The organism is Algoriphagus sp. (assembly GCF_013373065.1).
In the GTDB taxonomy this organism is placed as follows: Bacteria; Bacteroidota; Bacteroidia; order Cytophagales; family Cyclobacteriaceae; genus Algoriphagus.
Genome location: NZ_JABXIN010000003.1, coordinates 43,310 through 66,492, shown reverse-complemented (window position 1 = coordinate 66,492; position 23,183 = coordinate 43,310). Strand labels below are relative to the sequence as shown.

General features: G+C 41.1%; 20 protein-coding genes. 14 read left to right on the top strand and 6 right to left on the bottom strand.

Features of this window, described 5'->3' with window-relative positions; genetic code table 11:
* The first annotated feature begins 50 nt into the window (after nt 1-50).
* The 3 genes from HWE15_RS02700 to HWE15_RS02690 all read left to right on the top strand — a co-directional run bounded on the left by HWE15_RS02700 (nt 51) and on the right by HWE15_RS02690 (nt 2,867).
* On the top strand, nt 51-1,358 hold the full coding sequence (locus HWE15_RS02700) for an APC family permease (RefSeq protein ID WP_290505956.1): 1,308 nt from the start codon (nt 51-53) through the stop codon (nt 1,356-1,358).
* A gap of 39 nt (nt 1,359-1,397) precedes the next feature.
* Complete coding sequence (locus HWE15_RS02695) at nt 1,398-2,264, top strand: cation diffusion facilitator family transporter (protein ID WP_290505955.1); 867 nt, start codon at nt 1,398-1,400, stop codon at nt 2,262-2,264.
* 63 nt (nt 2,265-2,327) lie between these two features.
* On the top strand, nt 2,328-2,867 hold the full coding sequence (locus HWE15_RS02690) for a methylated-DNA--[protein]-cysteine S-methyltransferase (protein ID WP_290505954.1): 540 nt from the start codon (nt 2,328-2,330) through the stop codon (nt 2,865-2,867).
* A 7-nt stretch (nt 2,868-2,874) separates the two neighbouring features.
* On the opposite strand, the gene HWE15_RS02685 is transcribed toward HWE15_RS02690, so the two are convergent.
* From HWE15_RS02685 to HWE15_RS02675, 3 genes are all read right to left on the bottom strand, one after another.
* Entirely contained in the window at nt 2,875-4,071 is a 1,197-nt protein-coding gene (locus HWE15_RS02685; protein WP_290505953.1) for an acetate/propionate family kinase, read from the bottom strand.
* Between the two features lie 4 nt (nt 4,072-4,075).
* Nucleotides 4,076-6,166, bottom strand: coding sequence for a phosphate acetyltransferase (pta, locus tag HWE15_RS02680; RefSeq protein ID WP_290505952.1), 2,091 nt, complete (start codon nt 6,164-6,166; stop codon nt 4,076-4,078).
* Between the two features lie 177 nt (nt 6,167-6,343).
* Nucleotides 6,344-7,480, bottom strand: a complete 1,137-nt coding sequence (locus HWE15_RS02675; protein ID WP_290505951.1) for a DUF819 family protein — start codon at nt 7,478-7,480, stop codon at nt 6,344-6,346.
* Between the two features lie 123 nt (nt 7,481-7,603).
* On the opposite strand from HWE15_RS02675, the gene HWE15_RS02670 reads away from it, so the two are divergent.
* The 3 genes from HWE15_RS02670 (at nt 7,604) to HWE15_RS02660 (ending at nt 9,567) form a co-directional block, all read left to right on the top strand.
* Complete coding sequence (locus HWE15_RS02670) at nt 7,604-8,446, top strand: VOC family protein (protein WP_290505950.1); 843 nt, start codon at nt 7,604-7,606, stop codon at nt 8,444-8,446.
* A gap of 55 nt (nt 8,447-8,501) precedes the next feature.
* Nucleotides 8,502-8,633 (top strand): hypothetical protein, encoded by a 132-nt coding sequence (locus tag HWE15_RS02665; protein WP_290505949.1) that lies wholly within the window; start codon nt 8,502-8,504, stop codon nt 8,631-8,633.
* Between the two features lie 100 nt (nt 8,634-8,733).
* Nucleotides 8,734-9,567 carry a CHAD domain-containing protein gene (locus HWE15_RS02660; protein ID WP_290505948.1) on the top strand — a complete coding sequence of 278 codons (834 nt, stop codon included), beginning with the start codon at nt 8,734-8,736 and terminating at the stop codon, nt 9,565-9,567.
* 85 nt (nt 9,568-9,652) lie between these two features.
* On the opposite strand, the gene HWE15_RS02655 is transcribed toward HWE15_RS02660, so the two are convergent.
* From HWE15_RS02655 to HWE15_RS02645, 3 genes are all read right to left on the bottom strand, one after another.
* Entirely contained in the window at nt 9,653-10,744 is a 1,092-nt protein-coding gene (locus HWE15_RS02655) for a DegT/DnrJ/EryC1/StrS aminotransferase family protein (protein WP_290505947.1), read from the bottom strand.
* Nucleotides 10,725-12,014 (bottom strand): glycosyltransferase family 4 protein, encoded by a 1,290-nt coding sequence (locus HWE15_RS02650; protein WP_290505946.1) that lies wholly within the window; start codon nt 12,012-12,014, stop codon nt 10,725-10,727. The genes HWE15_RS02655 and HWE15_RS02650 overlap by 20 nt, the downstream gene beginning before the upstream one ends.
* A gap of 163 nt (nt 12,015-12,177) precedes the next feature.
* A complete protein-coding gene (locus HWE15_RS02645) occupies nt 12,178-13,632 on the bottom strand; it encodes an NADP-dependent isocitrate dehydrogenase (RefSeq protein ID WP_290505945.1) in 1,455 nt (484 codons plus the stop codon).
* A 200-nt stretch (nt 13,633-13,832) separates the two neighbouring features.
* On the opposite strand from HWE15_RS02645, the gene HWE15_RS02640 reads away from it, so the two are divergent.
* The 8 genes from HWE15_RS02640 (at nt 13,833) to HWE15_RS02605 (ending at nt 23,127) form a co-directional block, all read left to right on the top strand.
* Nucleotides 13,833-14,618: an enoyl-CoA hydratase-related protein gene (locus HWE15_RS02640; protein WP_290505944.1), complete on the top strand. Its 786-nt coding sequence runs from the start codon at nt 13,833-13,835 to the stop codon at nt 14,616-14,618.
* A 14-nt stretch (nt 14,619-14,632) separates the two neighbouring features.
* Nucleotides 14,633-16,132 (top strand): lipopolysaccharide biosynthesis protein, encoded by a 1,500-nt coding sequence (locus HWE15_RS02635; protein WP_290505943.1) that lies wholly within the window; start codon nt 14,633-14,635, stop codon nt 16,130-16,132.
* A gap of 106 nt (nt 16,133-16,238) precedes the next feature.
* The gene (locus tag HWE15_RS02630) at nt 16,239-17,969 is read left to right on the top strand and encodes a tetratricopeptide repeat protein (protein WP_290505942.1); all 1,731 of its coding nucleotides are present in this window, start codon (nt 16,239-16,241) and stop codon (nt 17,967-17,969) included.
* On the top strand, nt 17,962-18,702 hold the full coding sequence (locus HWE15_RS02625; protein ID WP_290505941.1) for a DUF4292 domain-containing protein: 741 nt from the start codon (nt 17,962-17,964) through the stop codon (nt 18,700-18,702). Before HWE15_RS02630 ends, HWE15_RS02625 begins: the two co-directional genes overlap by 8 nt.
* Complete coding sequence (locus tag HWE15_RS02620; RefSeq protein ID WP_290505940.1) at nt 18,699-19,955, top strand: peptidoglycan DD-metalloendopeptidase family protein; 1,257 nt, start codon at nt 18,699-18,701, stop codon at nt 19,953-19,955. Before HWE15_RS02625 ends, HWE15_RS02620 begins: the two co-directional genes overlap by 4 nt.
* A gap of 111 nt (nt 19,956-20,066) precedes the next feature.
* A complete protein-coding gene (tatA, locus tag HWE15_RS02615; protein ID WP_135073659.1) occupies nt 20,067-20,264 on the top strand; it encodes a twin-arginine translocase TatA/TatE family subunit in 198 nt (65 codons plus the stop codon).
* A 19-nt stretch (nt 20,265-20,283) separates the two neighbouring features.
* On the top strand, nt 20,284-21,714 hold the full coding sequence (gatA, locus tag HWE15_RS02610) for an Asp-tRNA(Asn)/Glu-tRNA(Gln) amidotransferase subunit GatA (RefSeq protein ID WP_290505939.1): 1,431 nt from the start codon (nt 20,284-20,286) through the stop codon (nt 21,712-21,714).
* Between the two features lie 9 nt (nt 21,715-21,723).
* The gene (locus HWE15_RS02605) at nt 21,724-23,127 is read left to right on the top strand and encodes a lytic transglycosylase domain-containing protein (RefSeq protein ID WP_290505938.1); all 1,404 of its coding nucleotides are present in this window, start codon (nt 21,724-21,726) and stop codon (nt 23,125-23,127) included.
* The last annotated feature ends 56 nt before the right edge of the window (nt 23,128-23,183 follow it).

Here is a 23,183-nt window from a genome sequence, read left to right as displayed (position 1 = left end):
TTAATCCATTCTAATTATCTTCCCCCATTCGAAAATACAAAACTACTCTCGTGTCAAAACCATTTTCCACTGAAGAAAAACTCGAAAAACTTCCTCGAAACTTAGGCCTTTGGGGCGTTTGGATGCTTGTTGTGAACGGATTTATCGGAGCGGGTATTTTTGGATTACCCTCAGGGGCAGCAGCTTTGGCAGGAGATTACAGTGTTTGGATTTATGCATTCTGTGCCTTGCTTATGCTTCCCGTTATCCTCAGCTTCGCAGAAATTGGAAGTTATTTTCGAGGTACCGGAGGTCCCATTCGATATGGTGCGCTAGCCTTTGGAGGTTTTGTTGGCTTTCAAGGAGGTTGGCTTTATTACCTTGCTCGGTTGATTTCTTTTGCTGCAAACACTGTCTTGCTTACGGATAGCATCGCCTATTTCATCCCAATGGCAGGAGAAGGTGCTGGAAGATTGGTGACTGTCTTCTTAACTATTTTAGGATTGAGTATCATCAATATTTTGGGTTCAAGTGAATCCATCCGCTCCATGACTTTTTTCACTATCATTAAGTTTGGGGTTTTGATCGGATTGGTATTTGGAGGGTTTCTAGTGTTAGGAGATTCCGTTCTTCCCCGTTTTGACAGTGCAATTCCACCAGCAGGAGATTTGGGGGCCGCAGCTCTATTACTGATCTATGCTTTTGTTGGGTTTGAAGGTGCCATTGTTCCCGCAGGAGAAGCCAAAAAACCAGAACGAGACATGCCTTTGGGTTTAATCTTAGGTTTGATTGTCGTCGTGATTTTGTACATGCTCATCCAATTGGTAACCATGGCAGCTGTACCTGATCTTTCGGATTCCAATACTCCACTATTAGATGCGGCATCAAGTCTTTTTGGTGAAATTGGAGCCTATATATTGATGATCGGCGTTACTACTTCTGTGATTGCCAATCTAATTAGCTCCATGTTTTCTGCCACCCGAGTGACCTATGCCCTTTCATTGGAAAACTCTCTCCCCTCTTGGTTTGGTCAAGTTCACAACAAATTCCTTACCCCAGCCAATTCGGTTTTATTCTTTGGAATTGCAGCCTTCATCCTAGCTGCCATGGGTTCTTTCCGGGCATTGGCTGCTATGACGGTTTTGTCAAGGCTTTTCCTTTTCATCATGACATGCGCGGCAGTTCCTGCCCTTCGACCAAAATTCAAAGCCCCTAATCGCTTTATCTTAAAAGGAGGCTATACCATTCCGATTTTAGGTATCCTAGCCTGTCTTTGGCTGATGCTTCAGGTAAGTTGGAACTCTATTTGGATGACCGCTATTTTCGTAGGAATCGGAACGGGCTTATATTGGATAGGGAAAAGACAAAATCAAGATTAAGAAAAGCTTTTCCCGCTTTTCTTATTAAACAAAAACCTGATGTCAACAGGTAAGCTGGCCATTCGTACCGTTTATTTCAGCATGCTGGGAAATGTCCTGCTCGCTGGGATCAAATTCCTAGCTGGAATTTTTGGGAATTCATTTGCCTTAATTGCCGACGGTATTGAATCCCTAGTAGACGTTTTTTCCAGTATCTTAATCCTTTTTGGTCTAAAGTATGCCCAGCGACCAGCTGATGAAAACCATCCCTATGGCCATGGAAAAGCAGAGGCACTGATCACCTTTATGGTAGTAGGTTTTCTGATAGTATCTGCAGCCACCATTGCTTTTCAAGCCATCCAAAACATCCAAACCCCCCATCCTTCGCCTGAAAATTGGACTTTGGGAATTCTAGGAGCTATCATTCTCTGGAAAGAAATTTCTTATCAAATAGTCCTTTCAAGAAGCAAAAAGCTTCATTCCTCTTCCCTCAAGGCCGAAGCTTGGCATCACCGAAGTGATGCAATTACTTCAGTAGCTGCTTTTATAGGAATCATAATTGCAGTGATTGGAGGAGAAGGCTTTGAGGTAGCCGATGATTACGCCGCACTTTTTGCCAGTGGATTCATCCTTTACAATTGCTATTTGATATTCAGACCAGCCTTGGGTGAGGTCATGGATGAAAATAATTATGAAGAACTTACCGATGAAATCCGGAAAATAGCATCTACTGTTCCCGGGATTAAGGGAACCGAAAAATGCTACATCCGAAAAGCAGGAATGAAATATCATGTAGACCTCCACGCAAGTGTAGATGGAGATTTAAGTGTAAAAAAAGGCCATGACATCGCTCATGACTTAAAAGACACCCTGAAATTGGAACTTCCGGAATTGGGACATATCCTGATCCACATTGAACCATTTTAGAATTTCTATGACATTGGGTGACATAAAAACCAAATACCCATTTATATCAGGTAATTTCCAACCATGAATTTCATCTACACCACTTCCTATAAAAGTTCTGTTGGAGAGCTGATCTTAGGTACTTTCGAAGATCAACTTTGTCTTTGTGACTGGAAATACCGGAAAATGCGCACTTCCATCAATGAACGGATTCGAAAGGGCTTGGAAGCGGAATTTGTAGATAAAGAGACTAAAGTAGCAAAAGAAACTATAGGCCAACTTGAAGCCTATTTTGCTGGAGAGCTTACCCAATTTAACATTCCACTTTTACCGGTTGGAACTAGTTTTCAAAAAGAAGTATGGAAAAAACTGACTGAAATACCCTATGGGGAAATCCGATCCTACCTTCAACTTTCTAAGGATTTGGGAAATACAGACGCGATTCGAGCCGTAGCTTCGGCTAATGGTGCAAATGCCATTTCAATCCTGATTCCCTGTCACAGAATCATTGGTTCAGACGGTTCATTGGTCGGATATGCTGGTGGTTTAGAAGCGAAAAAGAAACTTCTCAAGCTTGAGAAAGCTGAAATTCAAGCAGACAAAGCCCAGTTGAAATTCTTTTAAGTCCTTTTCATTTCAATAATTGAAAGCTTTGCTTGGCAATTTCCAATTCTTCATTAGTTGGAATGACCAATAATTTCACCCCTGAATTCTCTGATTGTATTTCCTGTACAGGCTGCTTTGGTCCAGCATTTTTTTCCTCATCCAATTCAATTCCCAAATAATCCATTCCTTGACAAACCAATTGACGGGTTAATCGGTCATTTTCACCCACTCCGCCCGTAAAAATGATTGCATCCAAACCATTCAAAACTGCCGCAAAGGAACCGATATATTTTTTGATTCGATAGGCATAAAGGTGGTATGCGAGCTTAGCTTCTTTTTCTCCCTCATTGTATTTTTTCTGAATATCCCGCATATCGCTAAATCCCGTCAAGCCCAACATACCGCTTTTTTTATTGAGAATCTGAAAAACATCCTGCAAGGAATAACCTAATTCCTGAACCAAATGGAAAATCACCGACTGATCTATATCTCCCGCGCGCGTACCCATCACCAAACCATTCATAGGACCAAAGCCCATACTCGTATCAATAGATTTCCCATCACGAATAGCAGCCATGCTGCAACCATTACCTAGATGAATACTGACAATTCGATTTCCTTTCGTTCCTAAATAATCGCGGGCTCTTTCTGAAACATATTTATGGCTGGTACCATGAAATCCATAGGCACGGATTCCGTGCTTTTCATAAAATTCATTGGGGATAGCCATCCGGAAAGCAACGGGGGGCTGGGTTTGATGAAAAGCCGTGTCAAAAACAGCTACCTGCTTCGCTTTAGAAAAAATATGTTCCGCTACTTCTATTCCCAAATAATTGGCTGGGTTATGCAAAGGTGCCAAAGGAAAGAGTTCTTTGATTTTGGCCTTTATTTCTTCGGAAATGAGTTGCGTGCTGGCAAATTTTTCCCCTCCATGCACCACACGATGCCCAACAACCTCCACTTGATTCGGATTAGTAATTACCCCAATTTCAGAATCCACTAGTAATTTGGCCACTTCCTTCAAACCTGCTGAATGATCAGAAACAGGCATATTCCTTGTAAATTCAACTGGCTCTTCCTTCAAAAAGGAACGATATTCCACTCGAGATCCTTCTAGTCCGATTCGGTCAACCATTCCTGAACAAATGACTTTTTCTTCAGGCATGCTAATCAATTGATATTTGATCGAGCTACTGCCTGAATTAATTACAAAAACATTCATAGCATTAGGATTCTTGAGCTTGAATTGCGGTGATAACAACTGTATTGAAGATATCAATAACTGTACAGCCGCGACTCAAGTCATTAACTGGTTTATTAAGTCCTTGTAGCATAGGTCCGATTGCAATCGCTCCTGTTTCTCGCTGAACTGCTTTGTAGGTATTGTTTCCGGTATTTAAGTCTGGGAAAATCAAAACGCTTGCCTGACCTGCTACCTCTGAATTCGGAAGCTTTTTCTTTCCTACCACAGGATCTACAGCTGCATCGTATTGAATAGGCCCTTCAATTTTAAGATCCGGTCTTCTTGATTTCACCAACTCGGTAGCCGCCCGTACCTTTTCCACTTCTTCGCCCGAACCTGAAGAACCTGAAGAATAAGATAGCATGGCAATTTTTGGTTCTATCCCAAACATCTGTGCTGATTCAGCAGAAGAAATGGCGATGTCAGCCAATTGTTCAGAGGTCGGATTCGGAACAACTGCACAATCTCCAAAGACTGAGACCCTGTTAGGCAAACACATAAAAAATACCGAAGAAACCGTATTTACGCCAGGCTTTGTTTTGACAAATTGCAAGGCAGGCCGAATTGTGTGTTGAGTCGTATGAATTGCACCGGAAACCATTCCATCCGCATCTCCTTTGAAAACCATCATGGTACCGAAATAAGAAACATCATGCATGAGATCACGTGCGGTTGCCAAAGAAAGTCCTTTATTCTTTCGAAGCTCATAAAGCGTAATTGCATATTCTTCAAACTTCGGTGAAGTTGCTGGGTCTTCGATATTGACTTTATCCAAATCCATGGATAAGTTTAGTTTGGAAATATCACTTCGAATTTCGTCTCGATTTCCCAAAATGGTCAATTCCACAATTTCCTGTCGAAGCAACATATCTGCTGCTTTTAATATACGCTCGTCATTTCCTTCTGGAAGTACAATGTGCTTTTTATGGCTTTTCGCTCTTCTAACGATCTGATATTGGAACATGCGGGGTGTCAGAATATCTGAACTGAAGGAAATAATTCGGTCCGAAAGCGCCTTTTCATCTACATAAGTATCAAATAAACGAATAGCTAAGGCGATTTTATCTTTATCATCGGGAGCTATGCGGGCGCGAATTTGGTTGACCTTGGTTACAACCATGAAGGTGCCATCTTCCACCTGCAACACAGGCACAACCGTCTCCAATCCTTCGATCAATTTCACAATTGTAGACTCAGGAAACATTCCTCCCGATACAATTACACCTGCTACTTTGCCAAAATTTCGGGAAATATTTGCCTGTAAGGAGCCGACTAAAATATCCCCTCTGTCACCTGGCGTTACCACCAAGGTATTTTGCCCCAGGCGGTCCAAAAAATTATGCAACTGCATGGCTCCCACTATAGAATGATCTACTCGGTTATTCAAAAATTCCTTACCAAAAAGCAATTTTGCCCCCAAGGACTCCATGATTTCTCCCATGGTGGGATTGCTCAATTGTTGATGAGAGGGTATAACATTGACCAAAACACTTTCAGGAAGCACATAGCGAAGCCTTCTTTTCACTTCATCTAATTTGCCAGGTTGAACCTTATTGGCGATCAAAGTCAAAATTTGCACCCCCCTGCTCAAATAGCTATTGGCACTGGCCATAGCCAAATCCACAATTTCGGAAGTGGTTCTTTCTGCTCCATTCAAAATGATAGCAGCTGGAATCCCCAGGTTTTTTGCTACTGTGATATTTCCATCAAACTCTACATTGGTATTGACATCTGTAAAGTCCGTACCCTCCACAACCACAAAATCTGCAACCTCCTTTAAGGCATTAAACTTTTCGATGATGGTATCGATCAGATAGGCTTCATTCCGATTGTTTATTTCTTTAATCGCATTTTTGCGGGTAAAGGAATACATCTCCTCATAGCTTTGAGTGAGATTAAATTGCTTAGAGATTAATTCCAATCGCCGATCACGAGACTTTTTACCACCAGAAATGATGGGCTTGAAATAAGCCAGTTTTTCTGCTTTACTGGCCAACATATTCATAAGACCTAAGGCAAAGATGGATTTACCGGAAAATGGCTCGGTGGTGGTTAAATAAATTGCGTTTGTCATACACTGAAAATAAAAACTCGATTAAAATCGAAAGCAAAGTTGATTAGCCTATTCCTAAAAATACCTGACAAAGATCAGTTGGCAAGGGGATTTTTTGGTTTTAGAATTAGAAAGAAAAAGGAATGGTGAAGTAGCGATCTAATCTTCAAATTTTTCAATTTTCAAATTATACAATCCCTAACTCAACCCTCCGGCAACCAAAAATCCTATGTAAGTCCCCAAGGCATTTCCTAAACTACCCACCAACACTCCAGGAATTAATAAATCAGGTCGATTGAGGCTTTCAGCAGCAGCGATAGCGGTGGTATTCCCACCGACATTAGCTTGGGAAGCCACTGCAATCACATCCCAATCCATCTTCAAAAGGGAACCGATTCCAAAGACGAACAAGCCGTGAATCAAAACCAGCAACCCCACAAAAAGGACGAGCGTTCCTGCCAAATCTCCAACCCCTGATAAGGCCCCAACATCGCATAGGGTCCCAATCACTGCCAGGAAAAGGATAATCATAAAGAACCCTAAGGTATGCTTTCCCTGCAATTGTTGGACAGATGGGAATTGGGCTAAAATCAAGGCTATTGTCGTCAACGTGATGATTTCTGGAATAGCTGGAAAATAAGATTGAATGGTCTTACTGATAATCATAGCCATAAAACCCAAGGCCAGAATCGAGGCTAAAGAAGACATGGAAACCACTTCAATCTGAGGTATTTTTTCCCCTGATTTTGCAGATTTTAATTTTTTCCGAGGAAAAAGCTTTTGCAAATACTTGGGAAGGATCAAGGTCGCGATAATCCAAGGAGTACCAATCAAATTATCCACTACTGTTGTGGCTGCGAATAAAGGACCCTGTTCATTCACTCCATAACTTAATGCCACTGCATTGAAATTGATACTTCCCCCAATGTAAGTTCCTGTATACATCCCTGCTACTGCACCTGCCAAGTCACCTATTGCAGCTTCGGGTTGAACCAAAAACCAAGAAACCATTACACCTACCACAGTACCTACTGTACCAATAGCAAACATGAGCAAAAGGGGGATCCCTGCGTTTTTCAAACTCTTCAAATCTACTTCAAGCAAGGCAATGAAAATTCCCAAAGGCGCGACATATTGAAAAACCCCATCGTAAATCGGGCTTCCCTCCATTGCAGAAGGAATCAAACCCATATTGGCAAAAACAGCACAAATCACTATCACCAAAATAGGCGTTCCTACAGTCCTCCCCCAAGGAAACCGTGTGAGCCAAATGGCAAAAAACACAGATAGGCAAAGAACTGCTGCAATGAAAATGGGATCTTGCTGGAAACTCATAATGGAAAAATATAAAAATGCAGGCTTTTAAATTAAACCTTTGGTCAAAATATTCTAGAATCACTCTAGTTCATTGAATTTTGAGCTAGTTTTTTTAAATTTTAAATTATTAACTCTTTAACCATGAAAAAACTTTTAATCTTTCTAGGCATTGGTTACCTATTCTTTGCTTGTAGTCCCAGTGCAGCACCTCCTGTTTTAACGGAAATTTCTACACCAGGCTATCATCACGGTAGAGTAGTTTGGTACAATCTGGCATCTCCTAACCCTGAAGTTTCTAAGAATTTCTATGAGGAGGTTTTCGGTTGGACCACTATCCCCTATGGAGACAAGAATCGGGAAATTTGGGTATTCAAGAACGGAGATACTCCGGTCGGGCTGATGGCTCGATACAACAGCGACAACAATTCCGGAGAATGGATCGGCTCAATCTCAACAGCAGATGTAGATGCTTCCGCCTCTGAGGCCAAATCCTTGGGCGCAAAAATTTTAAACAAACCTGTAGCAGTAGAAAATCAAGGAACAGTCGCCTTTATCCAGGATCCACAGGGAGCAAATTTTTCTCTAATCAAATTGGCGAAAGGTGACCCCGAACCAAAGATTGCTCAGCATAATTCCTTTTTGGGAATGGAGCTTTGGTCTAATGATACGCAGGCTTCCCATAATTTTTATACCGAAATCACAGGCTATGAAACCGAGATGCGGAAAGAAGGGACCATTGATTACACGGTTTTTAAAATGGGTGATATGAATTGTGCTGGAATGCTTGCTAATCCTGCCGAGAATGTCCGCTCCCATTGGCTTCCTTATATTCGGGTTTCGGATGTGCAACAAAGTTTGGCAAAAGCTAAAGCAAACGGTGCTATTGTGGTACTGGAACCAAATGCTAACATTCGAAACGGTTCTGTGGCCATTATTCTAGATCCAACCGGTGCTCCCCTAGCCCTACAAGTTTATAATCCTTAATTCAACCATCATGAAAAAGAAACTCATCACGTTTTTAATAATTATCGGTATTTCCATGTTTTTACCTGCCTGCTCCAATATGCATGTAACAGGTGGAGTTGGGCTAAACTTCAGCGGTGGCCCTTATGGCATGCGTGTCACTCCTTCAGTAAATGTCGGAATGTATGGCGGCGGCTATCGCTGGTAAATAAGGCATCTGGAACCTCCTCTCAGAAGATGGGCAAAGGAAAATTCTAGGTTGTGAAGCAAAGATGGATTAAGGTTTATTTTGGGAGGGAAAAAAATGAATGGAGAAAAGCAAATTTATAAAGCATTATGAAGGCCAAGTAGAAGCCTTTCTTAGCTATTTCAATCAGGCAAAGGAGTTTCCATCCACTGAGACGGTTCACCAGATGCGGGTAAGTATTAAAAAACTCCGGGCAATTTGGGAATTAAGCGAGGAACTTAGCCATAATAGCTGGAAGAAAACCGCTCATTTTTCATTGATTTCAAGACTCTTTAAAACTGCAGGTGCATTCCGAGAAGATCAGGTCCATTTAAAAAACATCGAACGACTCAATGATGATTGTTGGTTCTCTTTTTCCGAAAAGCTAAAAGAAAGTGAAAAAAGAAATCAACTAAAATTTAGCGACATCATCTTAGATTTTGACATTAAAAAATTCAAAAAGCTCAACACCCATTGGATAGAAAAATTCGAAAGTATCCCAGATGAAATTGTTACCGAAAAGGCAACTTCCTCCATCATTCGGAAGCATAAAAAAATCCAAAAAATCAATCAGAAGGGAGGAAAAAGCCAAGAATTACACCAAATCCGAATTTATTTAAAAGCCATTCAGGAAATTTTGGTTGTCCTTTCAAAGCTAAATTCCAATAAAAAGTTTGAAATTCTAGAAAACTCTGTAAAGGCTTTGAGTCACCAACTTGGAAAATGGCATGATTACAGGGATCTGCTCAAATCCATTAAGAATTTCCTTAACAAGTCTCCAAAAGACGAAGTCTCCAGATCGTTCAAAAAATCATTCAAGGAATTGAAGCAAGAACAAAAAGATAGAAGAAAGAAAGTCCAAAAGCATCTCGATAAATTTCTTGCCAGTAATTGGATCCAAATTTTGGAACAATGAGAAAAACTTTCCTCGAATAGAATTCTGTAGGAAATGAAATGGGTTTGGATGAAGGAATATGGATTCCGATTAGAAGAAATTAAGTCTATTTCCTACCGAAAAAATCGCGGACAGCTTTTATGATCTCCCACAAATCTTCTTCTTTAAGCCAAGGATTCAATGGCAAGGAAAGTCCTTCTTTAGCGAAAATTTGAGCATTTGTAAAATCCCCCTCGACCCGATAGGGTTTCATATCCGGAATAATTTGAGGATAATGGATCGCAGTCCCTATTCCCTTTTCAGCTAAAAACTCCTTAAGCTCATTCCTTCTAGAACTTTTCACCACAAATAGATGAGCATTATGATTGGGTTCCAAAACATCATGAGGCAATTGAAGTCCTTCCAATTCCGATAATTCTTCCAAATAAATCTTAACCAAGGACTTTCGTTTCTGCTGATATGATTCAAAATTTTCTAGCAAAACATTCAAAAAAGCCGCTTGAAGCGTATCAATTCGGCTATTCCTTCCGACCATAATATGTTCATCCCGCTTGGATTGCCCATGATTGGATAGAAATCGAATTTTCTCCCCGAGATTTCGGTCTTGGGTCAAACACATCCCCGCTTCACCTAAGGCTCCGAGATTTTTGGTAGGATAAAAGCTCAGGCATCCAAGATCACCCCAAGTTCCAGCCGCTTTTCCATCCAGAACAGCTCCAAAAGCCTGTGCAGCATCTTCAATTACTGAAATCCCATGGCGACCTGCTGTATCGACTACGGAAGCCATTTTTACCATTTTCCCATAAAGATGTACAGGAATTACCGCTTTGGTTTTTGAAGTGACTGCTTTTTCCCAATCCAGGCGCAACAAACCTTCTTCGTCTGTATCCCAAAAAACGGGTTTTGCACCAACCAATTTCACCACCTCGGCAGTACTTACCCAAGTCAGGGCAGGCACGATCACCTCATCCCCTTCACCAATTTCCAAAGCCCGAATCGCCAGTTCCAAAGCATCAGTTCCATTGGCACAGGCAATCGCAAATTTAGATTTCAGTCTTTGATGGATCCTTTGTTCCAATTGAGCAACCTCTTCTCCACCGGAAAAAACACCACGCTTCAGGACTTGGGTGAATGTTTGCTGAAGTCGTTCCTGAAGTCCGGAATCTATTCGACTAAGGTCAAGAAAGGGGATGTTCATCGAGAATCTTTGCTAGTTTTTCACAAATCACTTTTCTTGAAAATTGAGAAACTTGAGCAGCGGACCGAATAGTTGGTTGCTCATGAGTCCATTTCTGCAATAGAGTGCGAATTTGATTCCCATCACTATGGGAGACCATCTGACCACCATCACTTTCCTTTAAGATTTGAGCGGAATCTCCATTAGGATCGCCTAAGGCCAACACAGGAATGCCTGTTGACAGGTATTCGAATAATTTACCTGGAATATTTCCTTTTGCATTTTTGGTATCGGTCAAAATCAAGAGCAAAAGATCTGCTTTAGCATAATAATCAAATACCTCTTGATGGGTAACATAACCCGGAAATTTCACCACCTTGGAAAGCCAAGTATCCTGTGCAACAAAATTCAAAACTTGCTCACTGACCTTTCCCAAAAAAGTCATTTGAATGGCTTTTTGTGATTTTTCAAACTCAGCCTTAAGCGCATTTAAAAATGGAATGGGATTGCGAATAGCATCAATCACACCTGTGTAGAGGATGTGGAATTCCTGAACAGAAGTTTTCTTTGCTTTAAATCCTTCAGGAATATCATCGGGATCAAAACCATTAGTAATTAAGTCAATGGTACGATTTCCAATAGTTGCCAATTCCTTTTGAAAGGTAGGAGAAATTGTAATCACCCGATCCGCTTTTTTCAAAACCTCCTGCTCCAATTTCTTGTGCTTTTTTCGGATTGAAGCCATCATAGGTAAGGTGTCCAAAAACTCCCACTCTGACCAAGGATCCCGAAAATCAGCTATCCAATAGATGCCAGTTTTTTCCTTTAATGCCTTCCCAATCAAATGCATTGAATGAGGTGGACCGGTTGTAATGATTGCCTCGAACTGCCCCGATTTGGTCAGATCCTGCAGAAACTTCACCGCAGGTTTCACCCAAAAAACACGGGGATCGGGAACCAAAAAATTAGCACGAATCCAAACAGCTGCCTTTTCCAAAAGACTCATTTCCTTTTGTTCCAAAATTCGGGCAGGATGGATTTTCTTTTTGCCTCTCAATTTCCCCAAAACAGCATAGGGCTCCCAAATCGGAAATTTGATTACTTCCAAGTCAGAACTGATCTCCTTTTCCAAGGATGGATCTTGAATATCAAAATCAGGATTTTCGGGAGTAAAAATCACGGGTTCCCAACCGAACTCAGGCAAGTATTTGGCAAACTTTAGCCAACGTTGCACGCCTGAACCTCCACTCGGGGGCCAATAATAGGTAATAATTAAAACCCGTTTTTTCATTCTTGTACAAAGTACTAGGTAGAATGGAGAAAGTACAAACTAGAGAATGAAAGATTTAAAGGACATGTCCTTCTTGGCATGGAAGATTTGGTTTCCGCCCTCATTATTCCCAATAAAAAAAGGGAAAGTCTCCTTTCCCCTTTTATAACTACTAATTAAATGCTTATTCTCCTTGCGCAAGGGAATATCCTCTCTGACCATCGAAGATGTACAAATGCTCGGTTTTGATGAAATCAAAGCCTAACTCTTGGATTTGCTTCAAAAGATCCAATACATGATCATGTGTGATAACTTTTTGATCGGCAGTCTTGAACCGGCATCTCCAGTGGTCAGTACAGAAAGTTTCTTTTAGTCCTTCTGGAAATACTTTTACTCCGCGGTTGGTAATTAAGTGCAATTGTAATCCATCTGCATTGGCTTTTCTAAGTCGCTCTCCAATGATATTTGGATCTCTTCCATCCTCATCCCAATCAATAAATACATCCACACCAACCAACTCTTTCTTTTGTTTGGTTTTTGGTGAAAGCTTAATATTCATTGGCTCTGTTGCATCTTCTCCAAATACTGCAGGCGTCATTTTCTCTGGCTTCTGACCTAATCGCTCAATGACTGCATCAGCAAACTCCTTGGTGCTAACTTTCTTCGCAGAAAGGCCTTCCTGATAAATATCTCCTGTATGGATTCCATCTTCCAATGTTTTCATCCATGCATTGGAAACTTTCTCAGCAATTTCCGGCTGTCCAATGTGAACCAACATCATAATCGCTCCATTCAACAACCCAGATGGATTGGCAATTCCCATTCCAGCAATATCCGGTGCGGAACCGTGAATTGCTTCAAACATGGCAACTTCTTCACCTACATTGGCAGAACCTCCCAATCCTACAGAACCGGTCACCTGAGCAGCTACATCGGAGATGATATCCCCATACAAGTTTAGGGTAACCACCACATCGAAGGTTTCAGGGCGGTCAGCGATCAAAGCAGTTCCGATATCGATGATTTTGTGATCTGCTTGAATCTCTGGGTATTCTTTAGAGATCTCATCAAATTTCTTATGGAAAAGACCATCAGCCAACTTCATAATATTGTCCTTGGTCATACAAGTCACTTTCTTTCTGCCATATTTTTTGGCGTATTCAAAAGCATAGCGAATGATTTTTTCAGAACCAGGCTCAGAAATCAATTTCAAAGTTTGATAGACTTCCTGTGTCTGTCTGTGTTCGATTCCTGCATATAAATCTTCCTCATTTTCCCGGATAATTACCATATCAGTCTTTGGGAAGTTGGTTTTTACAAAAGGAGAAAAAGCCTTACAAGGTCTCACATTTGCATAAAGACCAAATGATTTTCGTGTGGTAACGTTGAGGGATTTAAAACCTCCACCTTGAGGAGTGGTGATAGGTGACTTCAAAAAGACTTTGGTTTCACGAAGGGAATCGATAGCCTTAGGTTCCATACCTGAAGAAATCCCCTTGAGATAAACCTTTTCACCGATTTCGATTACATCATATTCTAGCTGTGCTCCTGCTGCATCTAGAATTCGAAGGGTGGCTTCCATAATTTCAGGGCCGATTCCATCTCCGTAAGCTACGGTAATCTTTCTTTTTGAAGACATATTATTGAGGTTTAGTTAAATTTTTGCTGGTGCAAAAGTAAGGAAAAAATAATGGACCGCGGCCCGAAAAATAGTAAATTGAACTAATGAATATCATTAGATTTTGTTTGAATCACTTGTCTGGAATTGTATTTTTCAAAGTCTGAATTTGGGAATGAATACCCGAGACGTATATTTGTTTCTTACTCATAAAAAATTCTATGGACGGTTTTCGAAATATTCTGACTGAAGAAAAAGAAGGTGTACTCTACCTAACCATCAATCGGGAAGAAAAAATGAATGCCTTAAATTTTGCCACACTGGAAGAATTGAAGGAGATTTTTGACCGGGTGATGGACAGTAAATCCATCAAAGCGGTAATCATTACCGGGGCAGGCGAAAAGGCCTTTGTCGCTGGCGCAGATATCCGCGAAATAGCAGAATTGAATGAAGTAAATGCTCGAAAATTTGCTGAAAACGGTCAAGAAATATTTTCTGTAATCGAAAACTGTCAGAAGCCTGTTATCGCTGTAACCAATGGATTTACCCTAGGTGGAGGCTGTGAGTTGGCGATGGCTTGTCACATGCGAATCGCTACTGCCAATGCAAAATTTGGCCAACCGGAAGTGAATCTAGGAATTATCCCGGGCTATGGGGGCACACAGCGTTTGACCATCTTGGTAGGCAGGGGAAAGGCCAATGAATTGATGATGACAGGTGATATGATTGGTGCAGAAGAAGCACAAAAATTAGGACTTGTTAATCATGTATTGCCGACCAAAATGGAGGCAATGGCAAAAGCAGAAGAAATCATCCATAAAATCATGTCTAAGGCCCCGCTTGCAATTGGGATGATTGTGGATTGTGTCAACGCAGTATATTTATCAGAAGAAAATGGTTACCAAACAGAAGCCAATAGTTTTGCCCGTTGCGTAAAATCTGGTGACTATAAAGAAGGTACTTCTGCATTCCTTGAGAAGCGTAAACCTGAATTCAAAGGAGAATAAGGAGAGGTTCTACGATGAGCAACCTCAAAAAACTAGCCGGTCAAACTGCCATTTATGGACTTAGCAGTATTCTTGGCCGATCCATCAATTTTTTACTAATTATTGTATACACTGCCTACCTAAGCAAAAATGACTTAGGTGCTTTTACGGGAATTTATGCCCTCATTGGATTTTTAAACATTGTGTTTACCTATGGGATGGAAACCAGTTTTTTTCGTTTTGCCACAGGAAAAAAACTGTCTCCTGAACGTGTTTATAACAATACCCAAAGTCTCCTTGTCAGCTCAAGCCTTGTTCTCGGATCAGGGATTTTCCTGCTAGCTCCAGTATTGGCTAGCTGGATGGATTACCCCGGCCAAGCCTACCTCTTTCGTTGGGTAGCTTTGATATTGACTTTTGATGCAATTTTGGCCATTCCGTTCGCTAAACTCCGATTGGAAAACAAGGCTATGACATTTGCAATTGCTAAGCTGGCCAATATCACCTTGAATGTAGCCTTCAATTTGATTTTGATCATTGCCTTTCCCATCTGGATTCAAAATGGAAGTATTCCAGAAGGGTTTTTAGGGTATCGATCTGATTGGGGGGTTGAATACATTCTTTTAGCTAATCTCCTCGCAAATGGGATTATCATCCCTTTTGTTTGGTGGAAAGCGGGCTTCTTTTCCTTCAAATTGGAAAAAGATATCCTGCTACCAATGTGGCGCTATTCCCTCCCCTTACTTTTCATGGGGCTCGCTGGGGTCACGAATGAGCTTGTATCAAGGTTGTTGTTCGAATATGTACTTCCAACAGGCTTTTATTCCGATTTGGACGCCCGGGCAGCAGCTGGGGTCTTCGGCGCAAATTTCAAACTAGCTATTTTGATGAATTTGGTGATCCAAGCTTTCAAATACGCAGCCGAGCCTTTCTTTTTCCGGGAATCAGAAAACAAGGACTCTCCTCAACTATACGCTCGTGTGATGCATGCTTTCATCATATTTTGTGGTCTTTTAATGATTGCTATATCAGTTAATCTAAATTGGTTAGGACCTCTTTTCCTAAGGAGTGAGGGCTATGCAGAGGGTTTATACATTGTTCCGGTTTTATTGATGGGCTATCTCTTACTGGGTGTCTATTTCAATCTTTCGATTTGGTTTAAGATTACAGACAAAACCCAATATAGCTTTTGGATTACGCTCATAGGAGCAATTGTAAGTATTATCGTTGTCGTTTTCTTGGTTCCAGAATATGGATTTATGGGAGCAGCACTGAGTACATTGGCATGTTACCTGGTGATGTCCATAGTTTGTTTTTATTTCGGTCAAAAATTTTATCCCATACCCTATCAGACAAAAAAAGACCTGACATATTTAGTGGCGGCTTTTGGCCTAAGTTATCTTGGCTTTTATTGGAAAATCGAGAACCAAATTTTAGCGTTTTTCCTAAAAAACGCTTTTCTCATACCCTTCATAGCTTTGTTTTTCATCCTGGACCGAAAGGAAATCCAAGGCTATTTTTCAAAAAACCAATAAAAATGGGATGATTTGCTTCCCTTGCCTGTTCTTCTGAAATAAGAATTTCTTTCGGGGAAAAAGGCATTATGTTTGTAAAATCAATCCGATAAGAGTGAATCTAAACGTGAGCATCAAAAATATTCTCCTTGGCCTTTTGATTCTAGCAACTGGAATTATCACCGAGGCAAATGGACAAACCAAACTTTCTAAAAAGCAACGAAAACTGCAGGAAAAAGAAGCCCTAGCAGACAGAAACTTCATTGAAGGTTCCAAACAATTAACCTTAGGCGACTACAAAAATGCCTATGCATACCTGCAAAAAGCGCTGGAACTTAAACCTGACGAGCCTGCTATTCTCTACAAAATGGGAGAATTGTTTGCGCGAATCAACGAACCCGAACAAGCTCTTCCCTATGCCGAGAAAGCTGTTGAACTAGATCCTAGTAATAAATATTATGCTTTGTTGGTTGCGGAAATTTATACCAACCTCAAGCAGCCTTTAAAAGCAGCTGAAATACTGGATCAACTTACCGCAGATGGAAAAAGTAACCAGCAATACAATTTAGACCTGGCCTCTATTTATTTGCAGGCAGGAGAATTCGACAAGGCCTTGGTAGTATTGAATCGGGCGGAAGCTTACTTTGGAATACTGGAGCCCATTACCCAACAAAAACAGCGGATTTATCTTCGTAAAAATCAATTAGACGAAGCTATTCGCGAAGGTGAGCGATTGATCGAAAACAAACCAGGAAACGCTCGATATGTCCTAAGCTTGGTTGAAATTCTCTATAACAACAACCGCATCGACCAAGCGATCGAGTTGGTAAATAAAGAAATCTCGAAATATCCAAATCAACCTGAACTTCAACTAGCTGCCTATACCCTTTTGAAAGCCAAAGGAAAAAAGGATGAATCAGAAGTTTTTCTTTACAAGGCATTTTCAAGTCCAGATTTAGAAGCTGAATCAAAAGCAAGAGCCTTTGCAGGTATCCTTGAAGAAATCAAAACCCCGGAACGAGAGAAATTATTAGACTCCCTTACCACGCTCTTGATTCAATCCGAAACCGAAAATGCAGCGGTATTTGAGGTCTTGGGGGATCGGGAAGCAAAGGAAAACCAAATTAAAGAAAGTGTTAATTGGTATAAAAAATCACTCGATCTCAATCCGAAAAATGCTCGAATTTTAGAACAAGTGATCTTAAACTCATTCGGGGAAAATGCAGATCTCCAAGGATTGGAAAAATACACCATTTTGGGTGTAGATGAATTTCCTAAAGGACCTGAGTTTTGGTTTTACGACGGAGTCGTAAAATCCGCCCTCAAAAAAGACAGTGTAGCCGTTCTCTCTCTACAGGAAGCTCTCAATCTTAATCAGGGCCAAAACACTCAACTCAACCAAGTCGCTTATGGGTCCTTAGGAAGTTCTCTGTACAATTTGGGAGAAATCGATTCTGCTTTCCATTATTTCGACAAAGCCCTGGAACTGAACCCAAATGATGAGCAAGTTCTAAATAACTACGCCTATTTTCTCTCCCTTGAAAAGCGGGATTTGGAAAAGGCAAAACAGATGGCTGAAAAAGTCGTTCGCAAATTTCCAGAGAATGGCACTTTTTTGGATACGTATGCCTGGGTTCTCTTTCAGTTGGGAGAGTATCAGGAAGCGTATGAGTATATGGAAAAAGCATTAAAGTTTGAATCTGAACCCAGTGGAACCCTTTTGGAACATTTTGGAGACATCTTGTATCATGTCGGCCAAAAAGCTGAAGCCTTAAGCTATTGGCAAAAAGCCGCTGAAAGCTCCGAAGCCTCTGAAAAATTACCTTTGAAGATTCGAGATAAGAAATATCATGAATAAATTTTGGGTTTACATCCTCTTGGTTTCTGGATTGATTTTATTGAATGGCTGTTCCAAAAAAACCATACCATTTAGCTCAGACAGCCGAATGGAAGGTTTTAACCCCAGCTATCCCCAATACCAATATCTTACTGCAAAAGCTAAAGTAGTCATTGAGGAAGAGTCTGGAAAAATCACAAGAGGAACCTTAAACCTACGATCAAAAAAGGATTCTGTACTTTGGTTTTCAATTTCTCCAGGCTTGGGAATGGAAGCGGTACGCGGATTAATTACGCAGGAGAAAATCCAAATTAAAGACCGAATCGGTCATGAGGATGTGAACCTTACTTTCGAGGAATTCAAGAATTTCTACGGACTGGATTTATCACTGGATTTATTTCAAAACATCCTTTGGGCCAATCCTCCTTTTCCTTTTGATTACAGTGATCGCTTGTTGAAAGTGAAGACCAATTATGAACTCACTCAGGTACGAAATCAAGTCCGATACTTCAGCGAAATAGGCACACAAAATGCCAAAGTCACTGAATTGGTGAGTAATTCTTTGGATGATCGAGGAAGCTTATTGGCGAGTTTTGCAGGTTTTCAAGATGTGGAGGGACAGCCTTTCCCGGCTGAAACCCTTTACAAATTTGCTTACGCATTAGGCAAGGAAAGACAAAATACAATTGTTCATTTGGATTGGACTGGAATCACCATGCAGTCAGAATCCCTAAACTTTCCATTTAGATTTTGAAAAGAGACCGGTCAAACAGGCTACTTACTTTTATTTTTTTCGGATTACTCGGAATCCTCTGGAGCATTGATGGCTTTGGTCAAATCAGTAAAACCCGGGAGGAATTAGAGCGTCAAAAAGCTGAAATCCAAGCCAAATTAAGAGAGTTTGATGTCATTCTTAGACAAACCACAGCCACTAAAAGGGAAACTATCGGATCCTTAAATGCAATAACCCGTCAGTTTCAGGCACAAAACCGATTAGTCAATACCCTGGACCGCGAGGTAAAAGTATTGGATACTGAAATTCGAGAAACGGAGTCGAAGATCAATCAATTAGAACTGGATTTAAAAGAGCTAAAGGCGGAATACAGCCGAATGATTTACAATACCTCCAAGCTGAACCGCAATCTTTCCATCGTAGCTTTTGTTTTTAGCTCAGCCAATTTCAATCAACTCTATATGCGATTGAAATACCTCAAGCAATACGCAGACAGTCGAAAACAACAAGCTGAACAAATCGAGACGATAACTGCACAACTTGCAGAAGAGCGGGTCCAATTGGATGCCCGAAAAGCGGATAAGGTGACTATTCTTGCAGAAGCCCAAGAAGAGCGAAAAAAGCTAGAAGCCCTTCGAAAAGAGCAACAGGTGATTGTCAATTCCCTTACCAAAAAGGAGCGAACGATCCGTAGCCAAATTACAGCAACCAAAAAGCAGCAACAACAATTGGAAGCGATGATTCGGGAAGCAATTGAAGAAGAAATCCGACTCGCAGAAGCAGCTGCTGCCAAAGCCAATAGCACCGCTACAAAAAGTCCAGATAGTAGTATGCCGATGACACCCGAAGTGGCTGCTCTTTCCAGTTCTTTCGCAGGAAATCGGGGTAGATTACCTTGGCCGGTAGAAACTGGTTTTATTACCCAAACCTACGGAGATCACCCTCACCCAACCTTACGGGGAATTACGGTCCCCAGCGACGGGATCAATATTCGTACCCAACCGAACTCCACCGTACGTACCGTCTTTGACGGAGTAGTTGCAAAAGTCGCCTCTATGCCGGGTTACGGCGAGACTGTTTTGATCAAGCATGGAGAGTATTATACCTTATATAGCAAGCTATCCTCCACTTCTGTAAAATCAGGCCAAACTGTCAAGGCAAAAGACGTAATTGGTAAAGTGGCAACCAATTCTGACGGGGAAGCAGAAATCCATTTCCAAACCTGGAAAGGTCTTCAAAAAATGGATCCTGCGTCCTGGATTTCGTCCAGATAGGTTAAAATTTCGTATATTCGGAAAAAAGATTCGCAGAGTCACTTCACTGCTTTGTCCTTGCCAACGACAATGCTATCTTTGTGACCTCACTTACCCTAAATTAATTACACTATGGCTACATTGGGTTTCCTACAAAATATGGGCGGTGGCTCGATCATCCTGATCATCTTGGTCATCCTCCTATTATTTGGTGCTAAAAGAATTCCGGAATTAGCCCGAGGCTTAGGCCGAGGCATTCGTGAGTTTAAAGATGCTACCAAAGACATCCAAAATGATCTCGAAGAGGGACTAAAAGACAAGAAAAAATAATCCCTAAAGCCTATCAGCTTTGGAAAAATTTAACTCATTCGAGGAAATTCAAAAATCCCTCGAAAACAGAGAAATTGATTGTCAATCAATCGTTCGTTATTATCTCTCAAACATTCAGACGAAGGCGCATCTCAACGCCTTCGTTGAAGTTTATGGGCAATCCGCTCTTGCCAGAGCAGCTTGGGTGGATGAAAAATTAGTCTCCGGAAAAGCCGGCAAATTAGCCGGGATGGTGATCGGAATTAAAGATGTTTTAAACTATGCCGGTCATGAATCCAATGCTTCCTCTGAGATTCTCAAAGGTTATGAAGCCCAGTTCACAACTACTGCTATCCAACGGCTAATCGACGAAGATGCTATCATCATTGGAAGACTCAATTGTGATGAATTCGGGATGGGAAGCTCAAATGAGAACTCCTGCCACGGAAAAGTCTTAAATGCACAAGACGAGACAAGGGTACCCGGAGGATCGTCTGGTGGTTCGGCCGTAGCAGTCCAAGCTAACCTTTGTACTGTTTCTTTGGGTACTGATACTGGCGGGTCCGTGAGACAACCAGCAGCTTTTACCGGAGTCATTGGATCCAAACCCACCTACTCCCGAGTATCTCGATGGGGATTAATAGCATACGCATCTTCCTTCGATACCATTGGCGTTTTTTCTCGCACTGTCAAAGACAATGCTTTAGTCATGGAAGTCATGGCTGGACATGATGAATTTGACAGTACTTCCTCAAGAAAACCAGTTTTCCCTTACAGCCAACTTTTACATTTTGACAGAAAGGCCAAGGTAGCCTATCTCAAAGAAACCATTGAATCTCCGATCCTTCAAAAAGAAATAAAGGATCACACGCTTTCCGTTTTTGAAAATTTAAAAAAGGAAGGTCATACGGTTGAAGAGGTCGATTTTCCGCTTTTGGATTATGTTCTTCCTACCTATTATATTTTAACTACTGCAGAGGCAAGTAGCAACCTTTCCAGATTTGACGGAGTAAAATATGGTTACAGAAGTCCAAATGCTCATAATTTGGAATCCATGTATAAAAAGACCAGAACAGAAGGTTTTGGCGAGGAAGTGAAGCGACGAATTTTGCTAGGAACTTTCGTGTTAAGTGCCAGTTATTATGATGCGTATTTCACTAAAGCTCAGAAAGTCAGAAGACTGATAAAAGACTTCACTGAAAATCTTTTGAATGATTTTGACTATATTATCATGCCAACTACGCCAACCACAGCGTTTAAGATTGGAGCGCATAAAGAGGATCCTGTAGCGATGTATTTGGAGGATTTATTCACTGTACAAGCTTCTGTATCCGGGGTTCCAGCTATCTCACTCCCTAATGGAAATGATGAAGCTGGAATGCCTATTGGCCTACAAATTATGGCCAATTCCTTCAAGGAAGCCGAACTTTATGCATTTAGTAATTATTTGATGAACCTTATTTCGAAATAAATTAAACCTATGAAAACAGCTTTGAGAAGAAAATTTCTATTCGTTTTGGCAGCGAGCAGTTTGTTTTTTATCAAGGCATTTTCTCAAGAAAATCAACTGGTAGCTCCTGAACTTTTTTCAGAAGATGAAGTACAGCCCAACTACCATTACGAATACATCCCCGATTTCACCTATGACCAAGTAAAAGCTAGGGTTGAAAAAATGGACACCGAAATGTCCTTCGAATTAAACGATCGGATTTTTTCCTTCATACAATATTTCACCGTTCGAAATCGGGATTACACCAAAATGATTCTAGCCAGGAAAGATCTTTTCTTTCCTTTGTTTGAAAGCACACTTGAAAAGCACGAAATGCCAGATGACATCAAATACCTGGCAATTATTGAATCTGGGCTAGACCCTCAAATTAGATCACGAGTAGGCGCCATGGGCTTATGGCAATTTATGCCAGCCACAGGTAGAATGTATGGAATGAATGTGAACTGGGATATTGATGACCGCATGGATCCTGAACAATCGACGGAAGCTGCTGCAAAGTATCTTAAATCGCTTTACCGCATGTTCGGAGATTGGGAATTAGCGCTTGCTGCATACAATTGCGGACCGGGCAATGTTCGAAAGGCAATTCGAAGATCTGGAGGTAAGCAGAAATTCTGGGAAATCTACAACTATTTACCGCGAGAAACGCGAGGCTATGTACCTCAATTCCAAGCAATGATGTACATCTTACATCATTTAGATGAACACAACCTTCATTTGGAAGACCCTACTTATCGATTCGCTACGGAAAAAATAAGATTTGATCGTGCTTTAAGTTTTGAGAAGCTTTCTGAGCTCACCAATCTCTGCATGAGTGATTTGGAAAAATTAAACCCTTCTGTAAAGCGGCGAAAAATTCCGGAAACAAACCGAAGCATGGCTTTGAATATCCCAAAAGGAAAGGTTGACTTTATCAATGAAAATCTTGCCTGGATTACAGACTCCCTCGGTAATCCCCCACTCACTCTTTTAGCAAGTGACAAGCTGATTATTCGGGATGAGTCTGCTATCGAAAAAGAAATTCAACGAAATACCATCACCTATCGGGTTCAAAGCGGAGATAACCTCGGTAAAATCGCTCAAAATCACCGTGTCACTGTATCACAACTCAAAGAATGGAACAGCTTGTCTTCCAATTTAATTCGGGTAGGCCAACGACTTACTATTCATGCACCGATAGGAAGCAGTTCTAACCGGGCCATCGCCCAAGTCCAAACAAATTCAAATGGACAAAAAACTTACATCGTTCAGCCGGGAGATTCTTTGTGGATTATATCCAGACGTTTTGAAGGTTTGACAGTGGACCAACTCAAACGATTAAACAATCTCAATTCCACTCAAATCAAACCAGGTCAACGCTTGATTATTGGGTAGGCAATTCTTCTGATTTAGAGATTTCAATCCCCCGATTTCTGTTAAATTTTTTTAAC

What these genes read in the sequence shown, in the direction of transcription:
- HWE15_RS02695 (WP_290505955.1), top strand. Translation starts at nt 1,398, where the DNA reads ATGTCAACAGGTAAGCTGGCCATTCGTACCGTTTATTTCAGCATGCTG.
- HWE15_RS02690 (WP_290505954.1), top strand. Translation starts at nt 2,328, where the DNA reads ATGAATTTCATCTACACCACTTCCTATAAAAGTTCTGTTGGAGAGCTG.
- HWE15_RS02685 (WP_290505953.1), bottom strand. Translation starts at nt 4,071, where the DNA reads ATGAATGTTTTTGTAATTAATTCAGGCAGTAGCTCGATCAAATATCAA.
- pta (WP_290505952.1), bottom strand. Translation starts at nt 6,166, where the DNA reads ATGACAAACGCAATTTATTTAACCACCACCGAGCCATTTTCCGGTAAA.
- HWE15_RS02675 (WP_290505951.1), bottom strand. Translation starts at nt 7,480, where the DNA reads ATGAGTTTCCAGCAAGATCCCATTTTCATTGCAGCAGTTCTTTGCCTA.
- HWE15_RS02670 (WP_290505950.1), top strand. Translation starts at nt 7,604, where the DNA reads ATGAAAAAACTTTTAATCTTTCTAGGCATTGGTTACCTATTCTTTGCT.
- HWE15_RS02665 (WP_290505949.1), top strand. Translation starts at nt 8,502, where the DNA reads ATGTTTTTACCTGCCTGCTCCAATATGCATGTAACAGGTGGAGTTGGG.
- HWE15_RS02660 (WP_290505948.1), top strand. Translation starts at nt 8,734, where the DNA reads ATGGAGAAAAGCAAATTTATAAAGCATTATGAAGGCCAAGTAGAAGCC.
- HWE15_RS02655 (WP_290505947.1), bottom strand. Translation starts at nt 10,744, where the DNA reads ATGAACATCCCCTTTCTTGACCTTAGTCGAATAGATTCCGGACTTCAG.
- HWE15_RS02650 (WP_290505946.1), bottom strand. Translation starts at nt 12,014, where the DNA reads ATGAAAAAACGGGTTTTAATTATTACCTATTATTGGCCCCCGAGTGGA.
- HWE15_RS02645 (WP_290505945.1), bottom strand. Translation starts at nt 13,632, where the DNA reads ATGTCTTCAAAAAGAAAGATTACCGTAGCTTACGGAGATGGAATCGGC.
- HWE15_RS02640 (WP_290505944.1), top strand. Translation starts at nt 13,833, where the DNA reads ATGGACGGTTTTCGAAATATTCTGACTGAAGAAAAAGAAGGTGTACTC.
- HWE15_RS02635 (WP_290505943.1), top strand. Translation starts at nt 14,633, where the DNA reads ATGAGCAACCTCAAAAAACTAGCCGGTCAAACTGCCATTTATGGACTT.
- HWE15_RS02625 (WP_290505941.1), top strand. Translation starts at nt 17,962, where the DNA reads ATGAATAAATTTTGGGTTTACATCCTCTTGGTTTCTGGATTGATTTTA.
- tatA (WP_135073659.1), top strand. Translation starts at nt 20,067, where the DNA reads ATGGCTACATTGGGTTTCCTACAAAATATGGGCGGTGGCTCGATCATC.
- HWE15_RS02605 (WP_290505938.1), top strand. Translation starts at nt 21,724, where the DNA reads ATGAAAACAGCTTTGAGAAGAAAATTTCTATTCGTTTTGGCAGCGAGC.